We start from the raw sequence: 20,270 nt of genomic DNA, 5'->3' as shown, positions 1-20,270 counted from the left end.
GTCAACCAGGTTGTCTTTCATGTCAAACGGGTTCGAGCTGCCGCTGCGGCTGCTGATGGCGTTCCGGGTGCTCATCGACGCCCTCCACGAGGAGCTGGCCGCCCAGGGACACCCCGACATGCGGCCCATGCACGGGTTCGTCCTCCAGGCCATCGCCCGAGGGGGCGACTCGGCCGCCTCCCTCGGGCGCACGCTGGGCGTGTCGAAGCAGGCGGCCGGGAAGACCGTCGAGACGCTGGAGGGCCTCGGATACGTCACCCGGGTGCCCGACCCGGCCGACTCCCGCCGCAAGAGGGTCGTCCTGACCGAGTTCGGGATCGACGCCCTGCGGCGGTCGGCGGCGGTGTTCGACGACCTGCGGGCGCGCTGGGCCCGCGAGCTCGGGGCCGAGCGGCTCGACGACCTGGAGGACGCGCTGCGCCGGATGACGCCCGGCGATCCGTTCCGGCTGGACGTGCCGGGCTGGTTCGGTTAGCTCCCCCAGCCGGGGACCGTCCGGTCGAGGATCACGAGGGGCAGGTCGCGGGGGGACTTGGTCTCGTAGGTGGCGTACAGGGGGAACATCTCGGTCATCGTGGGCCACAGGGCCCGTTTCTCCTCGGGGGTGGCGGTGCGGGCGCGGGCGGTGAAGACGTCCGGGCCGACCTGGACGGTCACGTCGGGGTCGGCGGTCAGGTTGAGATACCAGGCGGGGTGCGTGGGCGAGCCGCCGTTGGAGGCGACCAGCAGGTGGCGGGGGCCGTCGGTGCCGTAGAAGAGCGCGGTGCGGCGCGGGCGGCCCGACTTTCGGCCGGTCGTGGTCAGCAGGAGGGCCGGTCTGCCCTGGAAGGTGTGGCCCTTCCGGCCGCCCGACTCGACGTAGCCGGCCACGTGGGCGGCGACCCATCCCGTGGGGCTGGGCTCGATGTCGGCGCGCGGCCTGATGGGGGCGTACCTGCGGAAACCGCCGCTCTCCACACCGGGGAAGTCGTAGACGCGCTGCCAGGCGGGGTTGCGGTCGGCGATCGCCTCCTCGTGGGCCTCGGCGCCGGTCCAGCCGGCCAGGTTGAGCATGCGGGTGCCGTCGAGGCTGACGTGGAAGCGGCCCGAGATGCCGCCGGGGTGGGGCTTCTCCCCCGCCATGACCTCGAAGACGGTGTCGATCCAGCGGCGCACCCGGTCGGGGTCGGGCCCGTCGAACTCCGCCTCGACCGCGACCACGCAGCCCGGCGCGCGTCCGTCGGTGTCCTCGCGGTGGAGGTGGTAGCCGGTCGGGACCGCGCCGGTGAGGCCGGTCAGGAAGGCGCTCCCGTCGGTGGTCCACCGGCTGTAGGTCAGGACGGTGGTGGCGTCGAGGCTCTCGTACACCTCGAAGGAGACGAGCCCCTCGGGCCACGGGACCGGCGCCCAGCCGTCGGCGGCGTTGGACTCGGTCGTGAAGAACAGGTCAGGCAACGTTCGCTCCATAAGGGTGAGCCAGGCGGGCCGCCGCGAGGGCGCGGCCCCACCAGGCGAGCTGGTCGAGCAGCCGGTCGGCGGCGGCGCCGCACGGACCGGGGTCGATCGGGCTTCCGCCGGCGTCGAACCGGCCGGGGGCCCAGACGAAGGAGACGGTCTCCCGGACGGTCACCGCGTGCAACTCGGCGAAGACCTGCCGCAGGTGCTCGACCGCCCGCAGGCCGCCCGAGATGCCGCCGTACGAGACGAAACCGACCGGCTTGGCCTGCCACGGCGTGACATGCCGGTCGATGGCCGACTTCAGCGGGCCGGGGAAACTGTGGTTGTACTCGGGCGTCACCACGACGAACATGTCCGCGGCCGTCAGGGTCCCGCCATCGGGCTCGCCCTCGGCCAGGTCGACGACCTCGACGGTCAGGTCCGCGCGGCCCCGGGCGTGGCCCGCGAACCAGGCGGCGACGGTCGGCCCGAACCGGCCCTGGCGGGTACTGCCGACGATCACGACGAGTCTCATGGCTCCACCCTGGAACCTCAACAAGGGTTGAGGTCAAGCTAGGGTGCCCGGCATGACCCTCCCCCCGGAGATCACGATCGGCGAACTGGCCGGCCGCAGCGGCGTGCCCGCCTCCGCGCTGCGCTTCTACGAACGCCAGGGCCTCATCGACAGCCGCCGGACCACGGGCAACCAGCGCCGCTACGCCCGCGCCACCCTCCGGCGCGTGGCGTTCATCCGCGCCGCCCACCACTTGGGCATCCCCCTCTCGGTCGTCGGCGAGGTGCTGGCCCTGCTCCCGGCCGGAGAGGCCCCGACGCGGGAGTTCTGGGCGCGCGCCTCGGCGTGCTGGAGCGCCGAGCTCGACTCGCGCATCGAGCGCCTGGAACGCATGCGCGACCGGTTCACCCGCTGCGTCGGCTGCGGCTGCCTGTCGTTCCAGGAGTGCGCGCTGGTGAACCCCGGCGACGTGCTGAGCGGCGAGGGCGCCGGCGCGCGGCGGCTGTTCGACGGCGTCACCCCGCCCGGCTGACCACGCGCCCGGTGAAGTCGACCACGACGCGGTTGCCCACCGGCTCCTTCAGCGTCAGCGACGCCTTGGTCAGCGGGGCGGCCACGCGCCGGTCGCAGTCGCCCGTCTCGGTGCCCGACACCTTCAGCCCGATCTGGACGAACGACGGGAACTCCACCGCCGTCGGGACGATCCGCGGAGCCGCCGCCCCCGGGCACGGCATCCCCCAGCTGACGGTGAAGGTCGCCGACAGGGTCAGCCCCTCGACGGACAGGTCGGTGACCAGCGTGGACGGCACCATCGAGCCCAGCCGCCAGAAATAGCTCGCCGTGAGGGCGGGCCAGGTCAGCGTGCCGCCGCCGGCCAGCCGGAACTCCCACGCCGGCAGCTCCACCGGCCCCCGGTCGGTGGTGAAGGCCGACTCGGTGAGCTCGGTCCCCGCGACGAGGGCCTCGGTCCCGCCGGAGGCGACGTGGGACCGGACGGCGGCCAGGGCGTCCTGCGCGCTGGTGAGGGCGACGTACCGGGACAGGCCCTGAACGGTGAGCTGCCTCGGCGGCGGCACGGACGCGGGCAGCGCGACGGAGGCAGGCGCGCGCCCCCGGCCCGCCTCGTCGGTCAGCGGCAGCGGGTCGAGCACGATGAGCGGCCGGTCGAGCGCCGAGGTGACCGGGAAGTCCCGCCAGAGGTCGGCCACCTTCGGTCCCGGCGCCTTCGGCGGAGCCGTGGGGTCAGGGGTGCAGGCGGCGACGGCGAGGACGGCGAGCAGGAGCACGAGGACCCTGCGCATGTCGCCTCCCGTTCCGGGTTCCCACCCGAAGAGACGGATTCCGGGCATCAGGGGTTCGGACCGTCACGTGCGGCGTCCCCCGGCCCACAGCAGAGCGCCGACGGCGAGGACGAGCCCGGCGGCGATGACCGGCGCGAGAGCCGCGAACCCGAACCCGGCCGCGACCTCGCCGAACAGCGGCGGCCCGAGCAGCGACCCGAGGCTTCCCCCCTGGGCGACGAGCCCACTGCCGACGTCGGCGTGGTCGAGCCGCTCCAGGATCAGCGGGAGGGCGGCGAAGACGATGGCGGCCAGGAACCCGTTGGTGAGCGACAGCACCCCCGCGCCCCCGAGCACCCCGGCGAGCGGCCCGCCCCCGTAGACGAGCCAGGCCGCGGGCACGGCCAGCAGCCCGAACAGCGCCAGCACCCCGACCTTGCCGCCCCGCCGCAGCAGCAGGCCCGCGAGCAGCCCCCCGGCCGCGCTGAGCAGCGAGATCACCGACGTGCTCGCCCCCGCCGCGGCGGCCGACTGCTCGTGCTGCTCGATGAGCACCGTCGGCAGCAGCACGATGACCGGGATGGTCACCAGCGCGGTCAGGCAGAACGAGGCCGCCAGCACCCCCGGCCACCGCAGCGCCCGCAACCGCGGCACCGGCCCGCCCGCCTGCGGCCCCGCGGCTCCCGCGCGGGGCAGCCGCAGCCACAGCAGCGCCGCCATGATCAGGGTGAGCCCGGCGAGCATCCCGACCCAGCCCCGCCACCCGAAGGCGTCCCCCGCCGCGCCGCCGACGAGGGTGCTGGCGAACAGCCCCACGGAGACGAAGGTGGCCCAGAAGGAGAGGGCGGCGCTACGGTCGCGCTCGTCGGCGAGACGGAGGACGAGGACCGGGCCGGCGATGGTGACCAGGAGGTAGCCGATCCCTTCGACGATGCGTGCTGCCAGGAGGGTGACGAAGTCGCCCGCCAGGACGCTCGCGCCGCTGGCTACGGCTACCAGGACCAGGCCGTAGACGAGGGAGCCGTGGGCGCCGAAGCGGCGGACGAGGTAGCCGCCGGGGAGACCGAAGACGGCGCCTATGCCGACGATGGCGGAGATGATCCAGCCCAGCTGGGAGAGGGAGAGTTCTAGCTGGTCGGTGACTATGGGGCCTACGGGGGCGAACTTGCCTAGGCTCATGGCGGCTGCCACTCCGCCTAGGTAGACGAGGGCGATGGTGGCCCATCTGGAGCGGCGTCCGAGCTGGTGGGGGGTGTGCTGGACGGGCTCGGACTTCACGCTTCCTCCTTGGGACGGTGACCCTGGACGTTTTGATGCTTGTGGGGGTGGGGGCGTGGGTCAACCCGATATGGGGCGGGGGCCCGTCGGGGCGGAGGTTTTCTTGGATGGCGGGGGGTTTGACGGAGGCATTTGGGAGATGACGAGCCGGCCGGTTGGGGAGGTGTTCGCGTTCGCGACCGACGGGGATTCGACGAAGACGTTCCCGAGCTGACGAGGCAGCCAGCCGTGGGAAATGCACGCCATCCCCCAGAAGGTCTGACCAGGCGTTTCGAGCCAGTTCTTCGCGGAGATGCACGCCAGCACAGACCGGAAGGTCTGACCGAGGCGTTGCGAACCAGCTGGTCGCGCGAGACGCCCGCCATCACGAACCTACGGAAGGTGTGACCAAGGTGTTGGTGACATGACGAGCGGCGGGTCGGAGGAGGCCTACGCGATCGCGACTGGCGGGTTTGGCGGAGACGCTTCTGAGACGACGAGCCACCAGGTCGGGGGGAGGCATGCGCCGTCACGACTGACGGAGGACTGACGAAGGCGTTCCTGAGAGGACGAGCAAGCCGGTCACGCAAATACGCACGGCTCGACGCCCAACCTCGCGGTGGGGGTTCATGGGGCGTCTGTCCGGCCAGAGAAGCGGCCCGTGGCAGCCGCTGCCTGAGCAGAAGCCACGTTCTGGCCGCTGGCGAGCCTTCCGGCTCAGCGGCATTTCCTCTGTCGTCGCGGCACTCTTTCACCCTATTTGTTCACGTATGCGCGAGTAGGCCCAGCGGGAGACTCTCTCCAGTTCGCGGGCTTTGCCCGCATTCCAAACACCGATCGTTCGGTGGAGGTTTTACTTTCCCCTTATCGCATCGAAGGTGTGCAATAAGGGCAGCGGCGGGAATGTAGATCACGATCGCCGCATTCACACATACGGACATGTGCGTATTTCGCCGTCCGATGCGTCGCTGAATCGCTTGTGGTCTACCGTCATTCGCCTTGTTGTGCACGATCAATGGGGAAGTCATGCGATTCCACCGACGCAGCGCCATGCTGGCCACCGCGATGTGCCTGATGAGCGGCGTGGCCGCGCACGCCGACAGCGCCGTCCAGCCGAACACCCGTCTGGTCCAGTCGCCGCCGCCCGCCGGGCTGGTCTGCGGGCCGCCGTACGTGACCGGCGACCCTGACCTGGGGCCGACCTACCTGCCGAAGGCCCACTATCTCGGCGCCGTCCTGCGCGGTTATGTGCCGTTCGGTGGGCTCACGCCGCAGCACTTTCTCTCGCGGTACTGGGATTACGCCGTGCAGAATTACCGTTTCCCGCCTGACTCCGGATTCGGCCGGTCCGGGAATTACCCGAACGGGCGGCTGCTGGCCAAGACGACGTTTCTGCAGATCGGCATGAAGCTCGATCGTTTCGGCGGCAACGGGGGATCTTTCATGTCGCCGCTGGGCGACCTGTTCATCAAGCGCGCGCTGCCGCCGCGTAATCTCAACACCAATCCGGCGGATCCTCAGCATCCTTGCAATTACCATGCGTTCCGGGTGCTCAAGCCGTTCCGTGTCGAAGTGGGTCCGATCGCACCGGCGTTCCAGCAGCCTGGAGGCGGGACGCAGTATCACGTGGTCAGCAGGCTCATTCCTGAGGCTCCGCCGCTGCCGGAAGAGGTGCCGATCAGCTGGCTGCTGGATAACCACTACCTGGAGGAGATCGTGCCGGTGTACCGGGCTGTTCGCCCGGATGTCCGGCCCGTGAGCAGCCGCGGCAAGAAGAGTCACGGCACCTACCGGGTTCGAAGCGCCTACTGAAAAGGTCTGTCGCGTGCTCGTACTGGACCATGCCTCGCGGAGTGCAGGTCGATCTCCGGAATCCAGAGCGGTTGGCTACAAGGAGCCCTTTTCATCGTGATCGATAGCCGGTTTCGATGTGGTGCAGGACGAGGATGGCCTGCACCATCGTGGTGGCCTGATGAGGGCAGCAGCGGAGCTGCTCGATGATCTTCCAGGCTTTCAGCGTCGCCACGGCGCGTTCGCCGATCGCTCGGATGCGGGCATGCGCGCAACTGACGGCCTTCTGCCCGCTCGACAGCCGCGGTCGGTGCCGGTGGCGTTTGAACGGGGTGCGGATCGTCCCGCCCGCGCCTTGATAGCCCCTGTCCGCGAACACCTTCACCCCCGCCCTGGTCAGCGCGTCGACTAAACCTGCAGTGCGGGCGGACGTCAGATCGTGTGCGGCTCCGGACAGCGCGGGGGAGGCCCAGACCAGGCGTCCGGCCGGGTCGGCGAGCACCTGGACGTTGACCCCGTGCCGGCGGTGTTTGCCCGAGTAGTACGGCTGCTGGTCGGCCAGTCGGTCTATCGGGATGAGCGTGCCGTCCAGAATCGCGTAGGCCAGACGTTGGGTGTGCCACAGCGGCATGCACGTCATCGGCGAGCCCGGCGAGCAGGCCAAGGGTCTCGCGGACGTATCGCCAGGCGGTGCTGGTGCCGATCCCAAACCGGAGGCGAGCCGGGTATAGGTGTCGCCGTTACGCAGATGGGCCAGGACCCGCAGCGCCTGATGGCTGGAGTTGAGACGGCGCCATCGGCCGCCCAGGCCGGCGGTGCGCGCGGATCAGTTCGGCCAGGCGGATCAGGGTGTGGTTCGACAAGGGGATCGAGGCAGGGTAGGACAGCAATCGAGGCTCCCGGTCGGGCATCGGGTTTGGTCGATTTGCTGTCCTACCGGGCGCCTCTTCTCATGTCACCCCGACGCGCCGGACCTGCTGCGACCAGCACAGTCACGATGAAAAGGCCCAAGGCCCATCAAGGTGACGGTCGGCGTCCAGCCGGGCGCGTCACTCGGTCGACCCGGCCTCACCCGCAGTTTTAGATCACCGACAAAGTGCCCTTCCCGCCGCAAGACCTGGCCGGGAGGGCACACTCATGCAGGCCAGAAAGTCTTAAGGCGGACGAGTCGGCCTATAGGCCGGGTTCTCATTCCGCGTGAGCGCTGCCTGCACGAAGATGCTTGGAACCGCATGCCACCTGCAAGAATGTTGCCGCTCGTTCTCGTCGCTTGCCAGCAGTTCTCAACGCCATGTGCACTGAAAACGCCCGACGGCAACTCGTCAGGCAGTGCACGGGCACGGGCTGCCACCTGGACCTAAAGCTAAAGGGTCAGAATTCCTCAAAGAGTTCCGCTGCGGCCTTCGGATCCATGATGTTGGACCAGACCTGTTCGGCGGGGAGCAGATCGCGTTCGGGAAGCGCGTACTCGGGGAACCACGCATCCGCCTCACAGCCGGGAACCCGGCTCAGAATCATCGCGGTCAGGTTGGCCGGAGCTGAGCCGGTGATGCGAATAGCCGCGTAAGTCTCATTTCCGTCGTCAGCGCGGATCAGAATGCCGAGGCGGAAGCCGGGGAAGTCGGCAGCGTGTTCGTGTCCGTCGCGCAGGGAACCGCGTGCGAGATCGCGAATCGTGGAGTTGAGACGCAGGGCGAATCTGGTGGCCGCTTCGAGCTGGTAGCGGTCGTAGTCGGCGTCAGTGGGCAGGAGATGCCTGTTGTAGGTTCTGGTGGTCAGGGCTTGGTCGTGCTTCGCGTTGTGGCGGGCACGGGCCGCATTTCCGCCGGCTTCCAGAGTCGCGTAGAAGTCATCGCCGGAGCCGTCTTCGCGGGTGCCTGCGGCTACCAACCACGCAGAAACTTCGGCGTCGGGATCGTCGATCCATACGGCGCCGCGCCAGCGCTGCACCTTCACCTTGAACAGCACCACATCGTCGATGGCGCGGATGCGCTCGTGCGCGGTACCGGGATCGGCGAACTGCTCGGAAGCCTTTGTCCAGCAGGGGGTGGCTGATCGCGTCCAAGGGGATCTGCGCCGAGGGCAGGGACAGCTTCAGATCGTCGCGGAGGGCGCGCAGCGTGGGACGGACGCGATGCGTGGCGATGTCATTCCTCCCAGTCGCCAGTGCCGCCGAGTTCGGTGACGCGGTCGGGCGACAGACCGCTCAGCAGGGACACGCTGGAAGACAGGGAACCGTCCAGAACCTTCATCGACTCGATCATCCCGCGTCGGACCTGTTCCCGTTGCTGGTCCAGGTAGACACGTACTGCGGTGGCGACCAGGTCTTTCTTGGTCACTCCGAGGAAGTGGGCTCCTTGCGAGATCAGCTCATCGGTTGCCGGGTCGACCTTTAGCGGTGCTTGCCTCTTGGCCGGGCGTGGCATCGTCATGGACACCTCCTGAGCTCCTAGTACCCATGTACCTCAAATATACAACACGAAGGTTCACTTGAGAGTGGAACCGTGCTCGCCGCCTACCTCGAAGGCCCTCACGGCTGATGGATCTACCTGGGAGCGCACATCCATGCAGCTCGTAAATGCCGGAGGCGAAAAATCCAATAAACCGTTCCTCGGAGAGGAAGACTGGGCACGGCACCCACCGACAGAATGATCAGTTTCGCTCGCGGAACCCTGACGGAACCAGCGATCTTGGAAATGATCTCTCGCCTGATCGAAGGCTCAGGGGCGGACGAGTCGGCCTATAGGCCGGGTTCTGTGGTCATTGCTGACCGACGGCCATCCATCTAGGGCCACGATTGCTCGTGGTCTCAAGCGGTCTACCCGCGCGCCATCGAACGGGCTGCTCTCAAGCGGCGCGCGCGGGAGTCCGGGGACCCCCTTCTTGACCTTGCTCCGGGTGGGGTTTACCTAGCCACCCCCGTCACCGGGGGCGCTGGTGGTCTCTTACACCACCGTTTCACCCTTACCTCTCCCGTGAGGGAAAGGCGGTCTGTTCTCTGTGGCACTGTCCCGCGGGTCGCCCCGGGTCGGCGTTACCGACCACCCTGCCCTGTGGAGCCCGGACCTTCCTCGGCGGGACCCGTGGAAGGGTCCCGACGCGGCCGTCCGGCCGGCTCGTCCGCCGTGCCTCCAACCCTATCGGCTCTCCACGCCGCCCATGTGGCCCACTCCAAGTGGCCCGTCGGGCGTCACGCCGCGGAGCTGGGAGGACGCTGAGTGGTCCCCGTGAAAGTGGCCCGATCCTCAAGCGGGCCCCAAGGACACGGCAAGCGCGACCGCGTCCAATGACACAGACGGAGGCCGCGGGGGCGGCTACAACCGGAGTCGCACCAATCATCACCGAGGGGGAACACCATGAACCGGCCGCCCAGAGGGCCACGGCCCATCAGGATCAGCCCGCAGGCGCATCCCCGGCTGCGGGTCGGCGGGGTCGACCTGGTCACGCGGCCCATGACGCTCGACGACGCCCAGGGCGTACGGGACATGCATGAGAGATGTTCCCCGGAGAGTCTGCGGCTGCGGTACTTCGGGCCGCTGCCCCGGTTGAGCGAAGCGGTCATGCGGCTGTTCACCGATCCCGGGCGGGGGATCACGCTGGTGACCCATCCCGAAGGGGAGCCGGGGCGGGTCGTCGCGATGACGAACCTGATGGACCTGGAGCCGGGGGTGGCCGAGGTGGCGCTGCTGGTGGAGGACGACTGGCAGGGGCGGGGGCTCGGGCACGTGCTGATGCGTTACGCGCTCGCTCTCGCGCCGTCGAGGCGGGCGCGGGTGATCACCGCCAGTGTGTACGCCTCCAACAGCCGCATGCTCTCGATCCTGAAGGGCGCGGGGGCCGAACAGCCGTCGATGACCGGTCTGATCCTCGACGTCCGGCTCCCGCTCAGCTCGTCCGCGACCGAGGCCGCACCCTGCGGGGGCTGAAGAGCTTTCTTCCGTTACGGCTCCGCCTGGCCGGGCCACCCGACGGGCCTCGGGCGTCAGCGCGCGTAGGTCAGGTGGGCCGTGTCGTTGAAGACGCGCAGGACCGACGGGCCGTCGCTGTAGTAGTCGATGGCCGACAGGCACGCCAGGTCCAGGTGCATCCGGTAGAGCGCCTCGGGGGGCGCGTTCAGGGCGTGGCGGACCAGCAGTTTGATCGGGGTCACGTGGGAGACCAGCAGCACCGTCTCGCCCGGATGGGCGGCCAGGATGCGCTCCCTCGCGCGCTGGACCCGGTGTCCGGCCGCCTGGAAGCTCTCGCCGCCGGGCGGGGCCACCGCCGGGTCGGCCAGCCACGCGTTCGTCTCGTGGGGCCAGCGTTCGCGGATCTCGGCGAAGGTGCGGCCCTCCCAGGCGCCGAAGTCGGTCTCGCGGAGGTCCTCGTCGACGTGGACGGGCAGGCCGGTCGCCTTGGCCACGGCCTCGGCGGTCTGCCGGGCCCGGCCCAGGGGGGAGGAGACGATCGCGTCGAGCTTGGCCTCCGCCAGCCGGGTGGCGGCCTTCTCGGCCTGCGACTCGCCCAGCTCGGTGAGAGGGGGGTCGCCGAGGCCGGAGAACCGCTTCTCGACGGAGAGCGCGGTCTGGCCGTGGCGCAGCAGGATCAGCGTCGTGGCGACGCGGGTCGCGCCGGTCCACGGGTTGCCGGTCTGGCCGGACGACGTGGTGACGGTCACTTCTCCTAGAAGAGACGTCTGAGCAGTCGCGCCAGCAGACCCCTCAGACCCCGCCGCCGCCTCTTCCGGCCCCGGACCCTGATCCGGACCCGGGTCGAGGATCCTCGTCGTCGTACGCGTACTCGCACTCGCACTCGACCATTTCTCACCACGTGCCGCCGCATCCATCGCCTCGTTGGCCAGGGCGTCGGCGTGGGAGTTGCGCTCGCGCGGGATCCACGTCCACGTCACCCGGAAGCGCCGCGCCAGGGCGGCCGCCTCGGTGGCCAGGGGCCGAAGGCCCTCGTTCTTGATCTTCCAGCGGCCGGCCATCTGCTCGATGACCAGCTTCGAGTCCATCCGGACCTCGACCGGGATCCCGTCGAGGCCGAGGCCCGTCAGGGCGGTGAGGCCGGCGATCAGGCCGCGGTATTCGGCCACGTTGTTGGTGGTCACGCCGATCGACTCGGCCGCCTCGGCGACGACCGTGCCGTCGGGGGCGAAGACGACGGCGCCGTAACCGGCCGGGCCGGGGTTGCCGCGGGAGCCGCCGTCGGCCTCGATGGAGTAGGTCGTCACAGGCCCGACTCGTTGGTCCGGACGAGGATCCGGCGGCACTCCTCACAGCGCACGACCTCGTCGGGCTTGGCGGCCTTGATGACGTTGAGGTCGGCGATCGACATCGTCGTGCGGCAGCCCAGGCAGCGGCCGCCGCTCAGCAGGGCGGCGCCGACCCCGCTGGACTCGCGCAGCTTCTCGTAGAGGGCGAGGAGGTCGGCGGGGATCTCGCCCGAGATGGTCTTGCGGCGGGCGGTGACCTCGGAGCCCTCCTTGTCGATCTCGGCGAAGGCGGTGTCGCGGCGGCTCTCCGCGCCGACCAGGTCGGCGGTGACGGTCTCGCGCTCGGCGCGCAGGGCGTCGACGCGGGCGTCGGCGGTCTCGCGGCGCTCCATGATCTCCAGCACGACCTCCTCCAGGTCGCCCTGGCGGCGGTGCAGCGAGGCGATCTCGGACTGGAGGCCGGCCAGGTCGCGCGGGGAGGAGACGGCGCCGGAGTCGAGGCGCTTCTGGTCGCGCTCGGCCCGCTGGCGGACGGCGTCGACGTCGGACTCGGCCTTCGACTGCTCGCGGCCCAGGTCGGCCGCCTCGGTCTCGGCGGCGATCATCTGGGTGGCGATCTGGGCCAGGCGCTTGGTCAGGTCGTCGATGCCGGCCAGTTCGGGGAGGGTGCGGCGGCGGTGGCGGAGCCGGTCGAGGGCTGCGTCCTGCTCAGCCAGGTCAAGGAGGCGCTTCTGTGCGTCCGGTGCGGCTTTCATCCCTATCCTCGCTGTGCTGTTGTGGTCCAGGCGTCGGTGACCCTCTCGGAGACGCGCGCCTCCACATTATTGCCCGTCGCCGCGAGAGCCTGGGTCAGCCGTTCGGCGGCGTCGGTCAGCCAGGGCCACTCCGTCGCCCAGTGGGCGGCGTCGATCAGGGCCGGGCCGTCCTCTTCCGCGTACTCGCTGGCCGGGTGGTGGCGCAGGTCGGCGGTGAGGAACACGTCGACGTCGGCCCGCCGGGCCGCCCTGAGCAGGGAGTCGCCGGAGCCGCCCGAGACCGCGACGGTCTTCACCAGGCGGTCGGGGTCTCCGGAGACGCGCAGGCCACCGGCCGTGCGGGGCAGGCCGGTGGCGGCCAGGGCGGCGAACTTGGCCAGCGTCATCGACACCGGCAGCTGTCCCACCCGGCCCAGGCCCAGATGGGGGCGGTCGGGCAGCGGGGCCAGGGGGCGGAGCGAGCCTGCCAGGCCGACCGCCCGCGCGAGGGCGTCGGAGACGCCGGGGTCGGCGACGTCGGCGTTGGTGTGGGCGGTGTAGAGGGCGACGCCCGCCCTGATGAGGCGGTGGACGATGCGGCCCTTGGCGGTGGTCGCGGCGACCGAGGTGACGCCCTTCAGGTAGAGCGGGTGGTGGGTGACGACGAGGTCGGCGCCCCAGTCGAGGGCCTCCTCGGCGACGGCCGTCACCGGGTCGACGGCGAACAGCACCTTCGCCACGGGCTGGGCGGGGTCGCCGCAGACCAGGCCGACGGCGTCCCACGACTCGGCGGTGGCGGGGTCATAGGCCGACTCCAGCTTGCGCAGCACCGTCTGAAGGGTCGTCTCAGTCACTCTGGGAGGTTACCGGCCTCCGGGTTAGCGTGGTCTCCATGCGTGTCGCCATCGTCGGAGCGGGGTTCGGCGGCCTGTGCATGGCCGTGCACCTGGCGCGGAAGGGCATCCCCCACGTCGTCTTCGAGAAGGGCGACGGGGTCGGCGGGACCTGGCGCGACAACACCTATCCCGGGGCGGGCTGCGACATCCCCTCCCACCTCTACTCGTTCTCGTTCGAGCCCTGGTGCGACTGGTCACGACGCTATCCGGGGCAGCCGGAGATCCTCGCCTACCTGGAGATGGTCGCGGCCAGGCACCGCGTCCGGCCCCGGTTCGGGACCGAGGTGACCGAGCTCGCCCACGACGGGAGCGGCTGGCTGGTGGTCACGCCGGGAGGCGTCGAGCGGTTCGACGTGGTGGTGACGGCCGTGGGGCAGCTCAACCGGCCGCGCGTCCCGGAGATCCCCGGCGCGGAGACGTTCCGGGGCGAGGCCTTCCATTCGGCCCGCTGGGGGTCGCGGGACCTGGCGGGGAAGCGGGTCGCCGTCGTCGGCACGGGCTCCTCGGCCGCCCAGCTCGTCCCGTCCCTGGCCGGGACCGCCCGCCAGGTGGACGTCTACCAGCGCACCCCGAGCTGGGTGCTGCCCAAGGCCGACGGCGCGTTCTCGCCGCTGACCAGGGCGGTGTTCCGGCGGGTGCCGGGGGCCCACCGGCTCTACCGCGAATGGCAGTTCGCCTATCTCGAGAACACGGTGTTCCCGGCCCTGGTCGAAGGGTGGAGCACCGGGCTGATCAGGAGGGCCGGGCTCGCGCACCTCCGGAGCCAGGTCGCCGACCCCGGACTCCGCCGCAGGCTGACGCCCGGCTATCCGCCCGGGTGCAAGCGGATCGTCCTCGACAGCCGGTTCTATCCCGCTCTGACCAGGCACGACGTCGAGCTGATCACCGATCCGATCACCCGGATCGTGCCGGAAGGGGTGGAGACACCCGCCGGGGTCAGGCAGGCCGAGGTCATCGTGTACGCCACCGGCTTCCACACCACCGAGTTCCTGCTCCCCATGACCGTCACCGGAACCTGCGGCCGCGACCTCCGCGAGCAGTGGCGCGACGGCGCCGAGGCCTATCTGGGGATGGCCGCCCCCGGCTTCCCCAATCTCTTCTTCCTGTACGGCCCCAACACCAATTTGGGCCACAACTCCATCGTCCACATGCTGGAGGCCCAGGTCGGCTACGTGATGCGCTGCCTCCACCTGATCGCCCGCAGGGGGCGGATGGAGGTGACGGAGGCGGCCATGTCGGCGTACACGACCGCTTTGAACAGGGCTCTGGCGGCCACGGTCTGGAACCAGGGGTGCCGGAGCTGGTACAAGACCGAGGCCGGGAGGATCACCAACAACTGGCCCAGGAGCGCCCGCGACTACCGGAGACTCACCCGGCGTCCCCGGCCAGGGGCGTACAACTTCGGAGCGGGGCGGTAACGTCCGTTCAACCTTTCCGGAAGGAGCCACGCCATGCTGCACTTCGACGCGGTGGTGGCCGACACCCACAACGATCTCCTGATGGCCGTGGCCGCCCGCCCGCCGAGGAACTGGGCCGGCTACTTCCGCGACACCTGGCTCCCCCAGCTCACCGAGGGCGGGGTGAACCTGCAGGTCCTGCCGGTGTTCATCGACGACTGGTACAGGCCCGAGGGCGCGCTGCGGCAGACCCTCCGGATGATCGAGGCCGCCCACGTGATCGCCGCCGAGGTCGGCGAGGTCCGCCTCTGCCTCGACGGCGCCGAGATCGACGGGGCGCTGGCCGACGGGAAGATCGCGCTGGTGCTGGCCCTGGAGAGCATGCCCGGCCTGGACGCCAGCGTGGAGCTCATCCCGACGCTCCACCGGCTCGGGGTGCGGGTGGCCTCGATCGCCCACTGGGGCCGGACCCCCCTGGCCGACGGCAGCGGGGAGGACGCCACCGGCTCGCGGCTGACAGCGGCCGGGGTCGAGGCCCTGGAGATCATGGAGGAGCTGGGGATCGTCTTCGACGTCTCCCATCTGGGCGCCTCCGGCGTCGCCCACGTGCTCGAACGGGCCCGGCGGCCGGTCATGGCGACCCACTCGTCGGCGCGGGCGCTGCTCGACCACCACCGGAACCTGACCGACGACCAGCTCCGCGGCGTCGCCGCGACCGGCGGCGTGATCTGCGTGAACTTCCTCCCGGCGTTCCTGACCGAGCACCCCAGGAAGGTCACGGTCGACGACCTGGTCGACCACATCGCCCACATCGCCTCGGTCGCCGGCATCGACCACGTGGGCCTCGGCCCCGACTTCATCCGCGAGGTGCTGGCCGACCTGACCCCGCCCTGCTGCGAGACCAACGGCACGACCGGCCTCGACGTCGACGCCGTCATCCCCGGCCTCGACGGCCCGCGCGGCCTGCCGCTGGTGACCGAGGCGCTGGAGAAACACGGCTTCTCCCCCGACGAGATCCGGCTGATTTTGGGCGGCAACGTGCTGCGCCTGTTCCGGGCCGAGCTGGGGGTCCGCCGGTGAACCTGGGCGAGATGGTGGCCGACCTGGAGGAACTGGTCTGCGCCGAGTCGTTCTCCGCCGACCACGCGGCGGTGGCCAAGAGCGCCGACGTGGTCGCCGGGGTCGGCGCCCGGCACCTGGGCGCGCCGCCCGAGCGGGTGACGGTCCGGGGCGTGTCCCACCTGCGGTGGACCTTCGGCGAGCCGAAGGTCCTGGTGCTGGGCCACCACGACACGGTCTGGCCGGTCGGGACCCTGCGCGACATGCCGTGGAGCTTCCGCGACGGGATCGCGCGCGGACCCGGTGTCTTCGACATGAAGGCCGGGCTCGTGCAGTTGTTCCACGCCCTGGCGGCGCTGCCCTCCCTCGACGGCGTCTCGGTCATGATCGTCGGCGACGAGGAGCTCGGCTCCCCCACCTCCCGCCCGCTGATCGAGGAGGCCGCGCGGGGGCTCGCCGCCGCGTTCGTCCTGGAGGCGAGCGCCGACGGCGGGGCGCTGAAACTGGCCAGGAAGGGCATCTCCCGGTACGAACTCCTGGTGCACGGCCGGGCCGCCCACGCCGGCCTGGAGCCGGAGAAGGGGGCCAACGCCGGGATCGAGCTGGCCCACCAGATCATCGCCATCACGCGGGTGGCCGGGCAGGTGTCCTCCTCCTCCCGGCCCGGGTCGCTGTCGGTGACCCCCTCCCTCATGTCCGCCGGGACGTCGACCAACACGATCCCCGCCCTGGGGCGGGTGGCCATCGACGTGCGGGTCCCCGATGTGGCGTCCCAGCAGCGGGTCGACGAGCTGATGCGCGGCCTCTCCCCGGTCCTGGAGGGCACCCGGCTGGAGCTCATCGGCGGCCCCAACCGGCCCCCCTTCGACGGGGCGGCCTCGGCGGCGCTGTTCGAGCGGGCCGTGGGCATCGCGGCCTCTCTCGGGATGCCTCCCCTGACCGGGGTGTCGGTCGGCGGGGCCTCCGACGGCAACTTCACCGCCGGGGTCGGCACCCCCACGCTCGACGGGCTCGGCGCGCTCGGCGGCGGGGCGCACGCGCCGGAGGAGCACGTCCTGGTGGAGCACATGCCCGTCCGGGCCCGGCTGCTGACGGAGCTGGTGCGGTCGGTGCTGGCGTGAACGTCCGCGAACTGACGACGATCGCCGAGTTCGAGGCCCTCCACACGGTGTTCGACGAGATCTGGCGGCCCGACCCCGCCAACCCCCCGGTGACCGTGGAGCTGATGCGGGCCCTCTCCCACGTGGGCAACTACGTGGCGGGGGTCTTCGTCGACGGGCGGCTGGCCGGCGGGTCGGTGGGGTTCTGCGCGCCGCCCCGGCAGGCGACGCTGCACTCGCACGTGACCGGGGTGGTCGCGGCCGGGGCGGGGCTGGCGCTGAAACGGCACCAGCGGTCGTGGGCGCTGGCGCGCGGGATCTCGACGATCACGTGGACGTTCGACCCCCTCGTCCGGCGCAACGCCTACTTCAACCTGGTGAAACTGGGGGCACGGCCGGAGCAGTACTACGAGAACTTCTACGGGGCGATGGCCGACGTGGTGAACGCCGGGGACGAGTCCGACCGGGTGCTCGCGGTGTGGCGGATCGACACCGTTCCCCGGCGCGACGGCTCACCGGTGGCCGGCGGTCCTTCCGCGCGGGAGACCGACGCCCCCGTCCTGATCGCGCTGCCCGAGGACATCGAACGGCTGCGCCGGGACGACCCGGTCACGGCCAGACGCTGGCGGCTGACCGTCCGGGAGGAACTGGGCGGACGGCTGCGGCGCGGCTGGCGGGTGACCGGGTTCCGGGACGGCGCCTACGTCGTCGAGGAGCACGGACTCTGACTATCTCAGGTAGTCCTCCCGGACCTTCGTACGCGACAGTTTTCCAGTGGGCGTTCGCGGCAGGTCGTCCCGGAACTCGATCACCCGGGGATGCTTGAACCTGGCCAGCCGAGGCTCCAGGTGCTCCCTGAGCTCCTCCTCTGGCACCTTCTCCGACGTCTGAACCAGCGCCACCACCGAGTGGCCCCACTCCTCGTCCGGGACCCCGATCACCGCCGCGTCCACGACCGCCGGATGCGTCAGCAGGGCGGCTTCGATCTCGGCAGGGTAGATGTTCACGCCGCCGCTCACGATCAGGTCGGTGCGCCGGTCGAGCAGGAACAGGTAGCCGTCGGGGTCGAGGTAGCCGATGTCGCCGGGCGCGTACCAGTCTCCTCGTTTGGAGGCGGCCGTCTTCTCCGGGTCCTTGCGGTATTCGAAGGTGTTCAGGGACGACTTCACGTAGACCATCCCGGGCGTCCCGGGCGGCACGTCCTGGCCGTTCTCGTCGAGGACGCGGGCCTCCATCGTGGGGACCGGGCGGCCGACCGTGCCGGGGTGGGCGAGCCACTCGTGGGGCTTCACCGCGAAGGCGATCGTCGACTCGGTCGAGCCGTAGTACTCGTAGAGGACCGGGCCGAGCCAGTCCATCATCGCCTGCTTGACCGCGACGGGGCAGGTCGCGGCCGTGTGGATCACCTGGCGCAGTGACGACACGTCGTAGCCGCGCCGGACCTCCTCGGGGAGGCGGAGCATGCGGTGGAACATGGTCGGGACCATCATCGCGTTGGTCACCTGGTGCTTCTCGACCAGTTCCAGCACGGGTTCGGGGTCGAACCTCGGGGCGATGACGACCGTGTGGCCCATGTGGAGGGCGAAGCCGGCGTGGGCGCAGGGCGCGGAGTGGTACATCGGCGAGGTGACCAGGTGCACGTCGTCGCCGGGGCGGAGATCGAGGACCTCGCCGACGAACCAGAGGAAGGCGGGCATGACCTCTTCCGGCGTCCTGGACGACCGGGGCCGCAGCACCCCCTTCGGGAAGCCGGTGGTGCCGCTCGTATACCACATGACCTGGCCGTACGTCCGGTCCGGCGGGTCGGTGACGGGGTTGCCCAGCGCGAGGGCGGCGACGTCCTCCGGACCGCGGACGACCAGTTTCGCGTCGCTGTCGGAGACGATGTAGCCGATCTCCGTCTCGGTGAGGTGCCAGTTGACCGGCACCCAGTAGAGGCCCGTCTGGCCGGTGGCCAGGTACATGACCAGGGCGTCCAGGCCGTTGCGCAGGGTGCCGGCGACGACGTCCCCGGCGGTCAGGCCCCGCGCGCGCAGGCCGTGGGAGACCTGGTTGGCCAGGGCGAGCAGGTCGCCCGCGCGGACCTTCGTGCCGTCGACGTCGATCACCGCGAGGCGGTCGGGATCATTCCGGGCGATCAGGTAGAAGCTCGGGTCCATATGTCGAGCATTGCGCCAGACGACCTGTTTGCCCAGCCTTGACCACTACGAGTAGCCGCCGCCGGACTTTCTGTGATCATCTGGGACATCAGGGGGACAAGGTTGTTCGCATGGCACCGATGGTCGATGCGTGGCCGGTTGACGTTGGTCGCCGGTCTGGTCATGACGCTCGTGTGCCTTGCCGTGGCGGCCATCGTGCTCTTCGGGATCCGGGGGCTGGCCGGGCAGTACAACGTCGACCAGATCGTCAGTGCCGCGCTGAAGACCGTCCGCCTAGTGAAACTCGACCAGCTTCCGCCCGCCCTGCCCCATCAGGGGATCGCCGGGGTGCAGGTCCTGCGGCCCGACAGGCGGGTCCAGGCCGCCACTCCCAACCTTCAGGGCCAGCCACCCATCACGGACTTCGTGCCGCCGGAGACGTCCGTCCGGCAGGACCGGGTGATCTGCGATCTTCCGGCCTTCCCGGACGGCTGCATGACGATCGTCGCCATAAGGGTCTACGAGCTCGACGGCGAATGGATGGTGTACGGCGCCGACCCGGCCGTCCCGTGGTGGGTCGACCCCCGGCTCGACATGCTGCTGCTGCTCGGCAGCGCGGCGCTCATCGGGTTCACGGCGGCCGGGACGTACTGGCTGCTCGGGCGCGCCCTGGGCCCGGTCGACGCGATCAGCCGCGAACTCGCCACGATCACCGCCAGCGACCTGGGCCACCGGGTGCCGGTGCCCCGCTACCGCGACGAGATCCACCGCCTGGCCGAGACCGCGAACGCCACCCTCGACCGCCTGGAGGAGGCCGTCGAACAGCAGCGCCGGTTCGCCTCCGACGCCTCCCACGACCTGCGCAGCCCCCTGACCGCCATGCGCGCCGAGGTCGAGAGCGCCCTCCTCGACGTCGAGGGCACCGACTGGGCCGAGACCGGCGAGGCCATCCTGTCCAGCATCGACCGCCTTCAGGCTCTCGTGGACGATCTGCTCCAGATCGCCCGCCTCGACTCGAACACCCAGGGGCGCAACGACCCCGTCGACCTCGGCCAGCTCGCCGCCATGGAGCTCGACCGCCGCAGACGCCGGATCAGGGTCGTCCGCGAGTTCGAGCCCGGCGTGGTGATCCCCGGCGACCGGCTGCGCCTGGGCCGCGTCCTGACCAACCTGGTCGACAACGCCGAACGGCACGCCAACTCGCTCGTCGTCGTCCGGGTCTACCGGGAGGGCGACGAGGCCGTCATGGAGGTCCTCGACGACGGCGCGGGGGTGCCGCCCGACAAGCGGGAGCACGTCTTCCAGCGCTTCACCCGCCTCGACGCCGCCCGGTCCCGCGACGCCGGCGGCACCGGCCTGGGCCTGGCCATCGCCCGCCAGATCTCCGAAGGTCACGGCGGCAGCCTGTGCATCGAGGACAGCCCCAAAGGCGCCCGATTCGTACTGCGAATCCCCGTGTCGCGCTAGGGTTCCGCTGTGGCACGGGGAATC

General features: G+C 70.5%; 19 protein-coding genes, 1 other RNA gene and 1 pseudogene. 9 read left to right on the top strand and 12 right to left on the bottom strand.

The features are described from left to right. Positions 1–19 precede the first annotated feature (19 nt). The gene (locus AW270_RS06915) at positions 20–475 is read left to right on the top strand and encodes a MarR family winged helix-turn-helix transcriptional regulator (protein WP_061291861.1); all 456 of its coding nucleotides are present in this window, start codon (positions 20–22) and stop codon (positions 473–475) included. Here the strand turns inward: AW270_RS06915 and AW270_RS42085 are convergent. Together AW270_RS42085 and AW270_RS06905 are read right to left on the bottom strand one after the other, a co-directional pair. Beyond that, positions 472–1,434: a nitroreductase family deazaflavin-dependent oxidoreductase gene (locus AW270_RS42085; protein WP_369408977.1), complete on the bottom strand. Its 963-nt coding sequence runs from the start codon at positions 1,432–1,434 to the stop codon at positions 472–474. The genes AW270_RS06915 and AW270_RS42085 overlap by 4 nt on opposite strands. Continuing rightward, the gene (locus AW270_RS06905; protein WP_061291860.1) at positions 1,427–1,951 is read right to left on the bottom strand and encodes an NADPH-dependent FMN reductase; all 525 of its coding nucleotides are present in this window, start codon (positions 1,949–1,951) and stop codon (positions 1,427–1,429) included. The genes AW270_RS42085 and AW270_RS06905 overlap by 8 nt, the downstream gene beginning before the upstream one ends. Before the next feature lie 52 nt (positions 1,952–2,003). Between AW270_RS06905 and soxR the strand changes: the two genes are divergently transcribed. Continuing rightward, positions 2,004–2,462, top strand: a complete 459-nt coding sequence (gene soxR / locus AW270_RS06900) for a redox-sensitive transcriptional activator SoxR (RefSeq protein WP_061292402.1) — start codon at positions 2,004–2,006, stop codon at positions 2,460–2,462. Here the strand turns inward: soxR and AW270_RS06895 are convergent. Then, on the bottom strand, positions 2,446–3,231 hold the full coding sequence (locus tag AW270_RS06895; RefSeq protein ID WP_061291859.1) for a hypothetical protein: 786 nt from the start codon (positions 3,229–3,231) through the stop codon (positions 2,446–2,448). The genes soxR and AW270_RS06895 overlap by 17 nt on opposite strands. A gap of 63 nt (positions 3,232–3,294) precedes the next feature. Continuing rightward, positions 3,295–4,488, bottom strand: coding sequence for an MFS transporter (locus AW270_RS06890; protein WP_061291857.1), 1,194 nt, complete (start codon positions 4,486–4,488; stop codon positions 3,295–3,297). A 1,005-nt stretch (positions 4,489–5,493) separates the two neighbouring features. Between AW270_RS06890 and AW270_RS06885 the strand changes: the two genes are divergently transcribed. Next, positions 5,494–6,279, top strand: coding sequence for a TNT domain-containing protein (locus AW270_RS06885; protein WP_082801363.1), 786 nt, complete (start codon positions 5,494–5,496; stop codon positions 6,277–6,279). A 91-nt stretch (positions 6,280–6,370) separates the two neighbouring features. Here the strand turns inward: AW270_RS06885 and AW270_RS06880 are convergent. The 4 genes and pseudogenes from AW270_RS06880 to rnpB all read right to left on the bottom strand — a co-directional run bounded on the left by AW270_RS06880 (position 6,371) and on the right by rnpB (position 9,377). After that, positions 6,371–7,148 (bottom strand): annotated as a pseudogene (locus tag AW270_RS06880) (transposase family protein). Positions 7,149–7,629: 481 nt separating this feature from the next. Next, positions 7,630–8,229, bottom strand: coding sequence for a hypothetical protein (locus AW270_RS06875; RefSeq protein ID WP_218009115.1), 600 nt, complete (start codon positions 8,227–8,229; stop codon positions 7,630–7,632). A gap of 176 nt (positions 8,230–8,405) precedes the next feature. Continuing rightward, the gene (locus tag AW270_RS06870) at positions 8,406–8,690 is read right to left on the bottom strand and encodes a hypothetical protein (RefSeq protein ID WP_061292401.1); all 285 of its coding nucleotides are present in this window, start codon (positions 8,688–8,690) and stop codon (positions 8,406–8,408) included. Positions 8,691–8,985: 295 nt separating this feature from the next. Then, positions 8,986–9,377: RNase P RNA component class A (gene rnpB, locus AW270_RS06865), an RNA gene on the bottom strand. A 237-nt stretch (positions 9,378–9,614) separates the two neighbouring features. Between rnpB and AW270_RS06860 the strand changes: the two genes are divergently transcribed. After that, a complete protein-coding gene (locus AW270_RS06860; protein WP_061291854.1) occupies positions 9,615–10,184 on the top strand; it encodes a GNAT family N-acetyltransferase in 570 nt (189 codons plus the stop codon). A gap of 56 nt (positions 10,185–10,240) precedes the next feature. On the opposite strand, the gene AW270_RS06855 is transcribed toward AW270_RS06860, so the two are convergent. From AW270_RS06855 to AW270_RS06845, 3 genes are read right to left on the bottom strand one after another with little or no spacing between them, the layout of a single operon-like run. Then, entirely contained in the window at positions 10,241–11,473 is a 1,233-nt protein-coding gene (locus AW270_RS06855; protein ID WP_061291852.1) for a bifunctional RNase H/acid phosphatase, read from the bottom strand. Next, on the bottom strand, positions 11,470–12,210 hold the full coding sequence (locus AW270_RS06850; RefSeq protein WP_061291850.1) for a zinc ribbon domain-containing protein: 741 nt from the start codon (positions 12,208–12,210) through the stop codon (positions 11,470–11,472). The genes AW270_RS06855 and AW270_RS06850 overlap by 4 nt, the downstream gene beginning before the upstream one ends. A 2-nt stretch (positions 12,211–12,212) precedes the next feature. Next, on the bottom strand, positions 12,213–13,043 hold the full coding sequence (locus AW270_RS06845; protein ID WP_245674593.1) for a Nif3-like dinuclear metal center hexameric protein: 831 nt from the start codon (positions 13,041–13,043) through the stop codon (positions 12,213–12,215). A 38-nt stretch (positions 13,044–13,081) separates the two neighbouring features. Between AW270_RS06845 and AW270_RS06840 the strand changes: the two genes are divergently transcribed. The 4 genes from AW270_RS06840 to AW270_RS06825 are packed head-to-tail and all read left to right on the top strand — an operon-like array spanning position 13,082 to position 17,369. Further along, positions 13,082–14,503, top strand: coding sequence for a flavin-containing monooxygenase (locus AW270_RS06840; RefSeq protein ID WP_061291848.1), 1,422 nt, complete (start codon positions 13,082–13,084; stop codon positions 14,501–14,503). Between the two features lie 33 nt (positions 14,504–14,536). Beyond that, positions 14,537–15,562, top strand: a complete 1,026-nt coding sequence (locus AW270_RS06835; protein ID WP_061291846.1) for a dipeptidase — start codon at positions 14,537–14,539, stop codon at positions 15,560–15,562. Then, positions 15,559–16,662: a M20/M25/M40 family metallo-hydrolase gene (locus AW270_RS06830; protein WP_218009114.1), complete on the top strand. Its 1,104-nt coding sequence runs from the start codon at positions 15,559–15,561 to the stop codon at positions 16,660–16,662. The genes AW270_RS06835 and AW270_RS06830 overlap by 4 nt, the downstream gene beginning before the upstream one ends. Beyond that, the gene (locus AW270_RS06825; protein WP_061291844.1) at positions 16,659–17,369 is read left to right on the top strand and encodes a hypothetical protein; all 711 of its coding nucleotides are present in this window, start codon (positions 16,659–16,661) and stop codon (positions 17,367–17,369) included. Before AW270_RS06830 ends, AW270_RS06825 begins: the two co-directional genes overlap by 4 nt. Here AW270_RS06825 and AW270_RS06820 read toward each other — a convergent pair whose 3' ends face one another. Continuing rightward, complete coding sequence (locus AW270_RS06820; protein WP_061291842.1) at positions 17,370–18,800, bottom strand: AMP-binding protein; 1,431 nt, start codon at positions 18,798–18,800, stop codon at positions 17,370–17,372. It abuts the gene before it with no gap. Positions 18,801–18,926: 126 nt separating this feature from the next. On the opposite strand from AW270_RS06820, the gene AW270_RS06815 reads away from it, so the two are divergent. Further along, on the top strand, positions 18,927–20,246 hold the full coding sequence (locus tag AW270_RS06815; protein WP_063819121.1) for a sensor histidine kinase: 1,320 nt from the start codon (positions 18,927–18,929) through the stop codon (positions 20,244–20,246). Positions 20,247–20,270: the final 24 nt, after the last annotated feature.

Origin of the sequence: Herbidospora cretacea (assembly GCF_001570605.1) — a bacterium.
GTDB lineage: Bacteria > Actinomycetota > Actinomycetes > Streptosporangiales > Streptosporangiaceae > Herbidospora > Herbidospora cretacea.
The sequence above is the reverse complement of the archived record's forward strand: the minus strand, read 5'-3'. Positions and strand labels throughout refer to the sequence as shown.

What these genes read in the sequence shown, in the direction of transcription:
- AW270_RS06820 (WP_061291842.1), bottom strand. Translation starts at nt 18,800, where the DNA reads ATGGACCCGAGCTTCTACCTGATCGCCCGGAATGATCCCGACCGCCTC.
- AW270_RS06895 (WP_061291859.1), bottom strand. Translation starts at nt 3,231, where the DNA reads ATGCGCAGGGTCCTCGTGCTCCTGCTCGCCGTCCTCGCCGTCGCCGCC.
- AW270_RS06885 (WP_082801363.1), top strand. Translation starts at nt 5,494, where the DNA reads ATGCGATTCCACCGACGCAGCGCCATGCTGGCCACCGCGATGTGCCTG.
- soxR (WP_061292402.1), top strand. Translation starts at nt 2,004, where the DNA reads ATGACCCTCCCCCCGGAGATCACGATCGGCGAACTGGCCGGCCGCAGC.
- AW270_RS06815 (WP_063819121.1), top strand. Translation starts at nt 18,927, where the DNA reads ATGCGTGGCCGGTTGACGTTGGTCGCCGGTCTGGTCATGACGCTCGTG.
- AW270_RS06905 (WP_061291860.1), bottom strand. Translation starts at nt 1,951, where the DNA reads ATGAGACTCGTCGTGATCGTCGGCAGTACCCGCCAGGGCCGGTTCGGG.
- AW270_RS06870 (WP_061292401.1), bottom strand. Translation starts at nt 8,690, where the DNA reads ATGACGATGCCACGCCCGGCCAAGAGGCAAGCACCGCTAAAGGTCGAC.
- AW270_RS06850 (WP_061291850.1), bottom strand. Translation starts at nt 12,210, where the DNA reads ATGAAAGCCGCACCGGACGCACAGAAGCGCCTCCTTGACCTGGCTGAG.
- AW270_RS06840 (WP_061291848.1), top strand. Translation starts at nt 13,082, where the DNA reads ATGCGTGTCGCCATCGTCGGAGCGGGGTTCGGCGGCCTGTGCATGGCC.
- AW270_RS06915 (WP_061291861.1), top strand. Translation starts at nt 20, where the DNA reads ATGTCAAACGGGTTCGAGCTGCCGCTGCGGCTGCTGATGGCGTTCCGG.
- AW270_RS06835 (WP_061291846.1), top strand. Translation starts at nt 14,537, where the DNA reads ATGCTGCACTTCGACGCGGTGGTGGCCGACACCCACAACGATCTCCTG.
- AW270_RS06860 (WP_061291854.1), top strand. Translation starts at nt 9,615, where the DNA reads ATGAACCGGCCGCCCAGAGGGCCACGGCCCATCAGGATCAGCCCGCAG.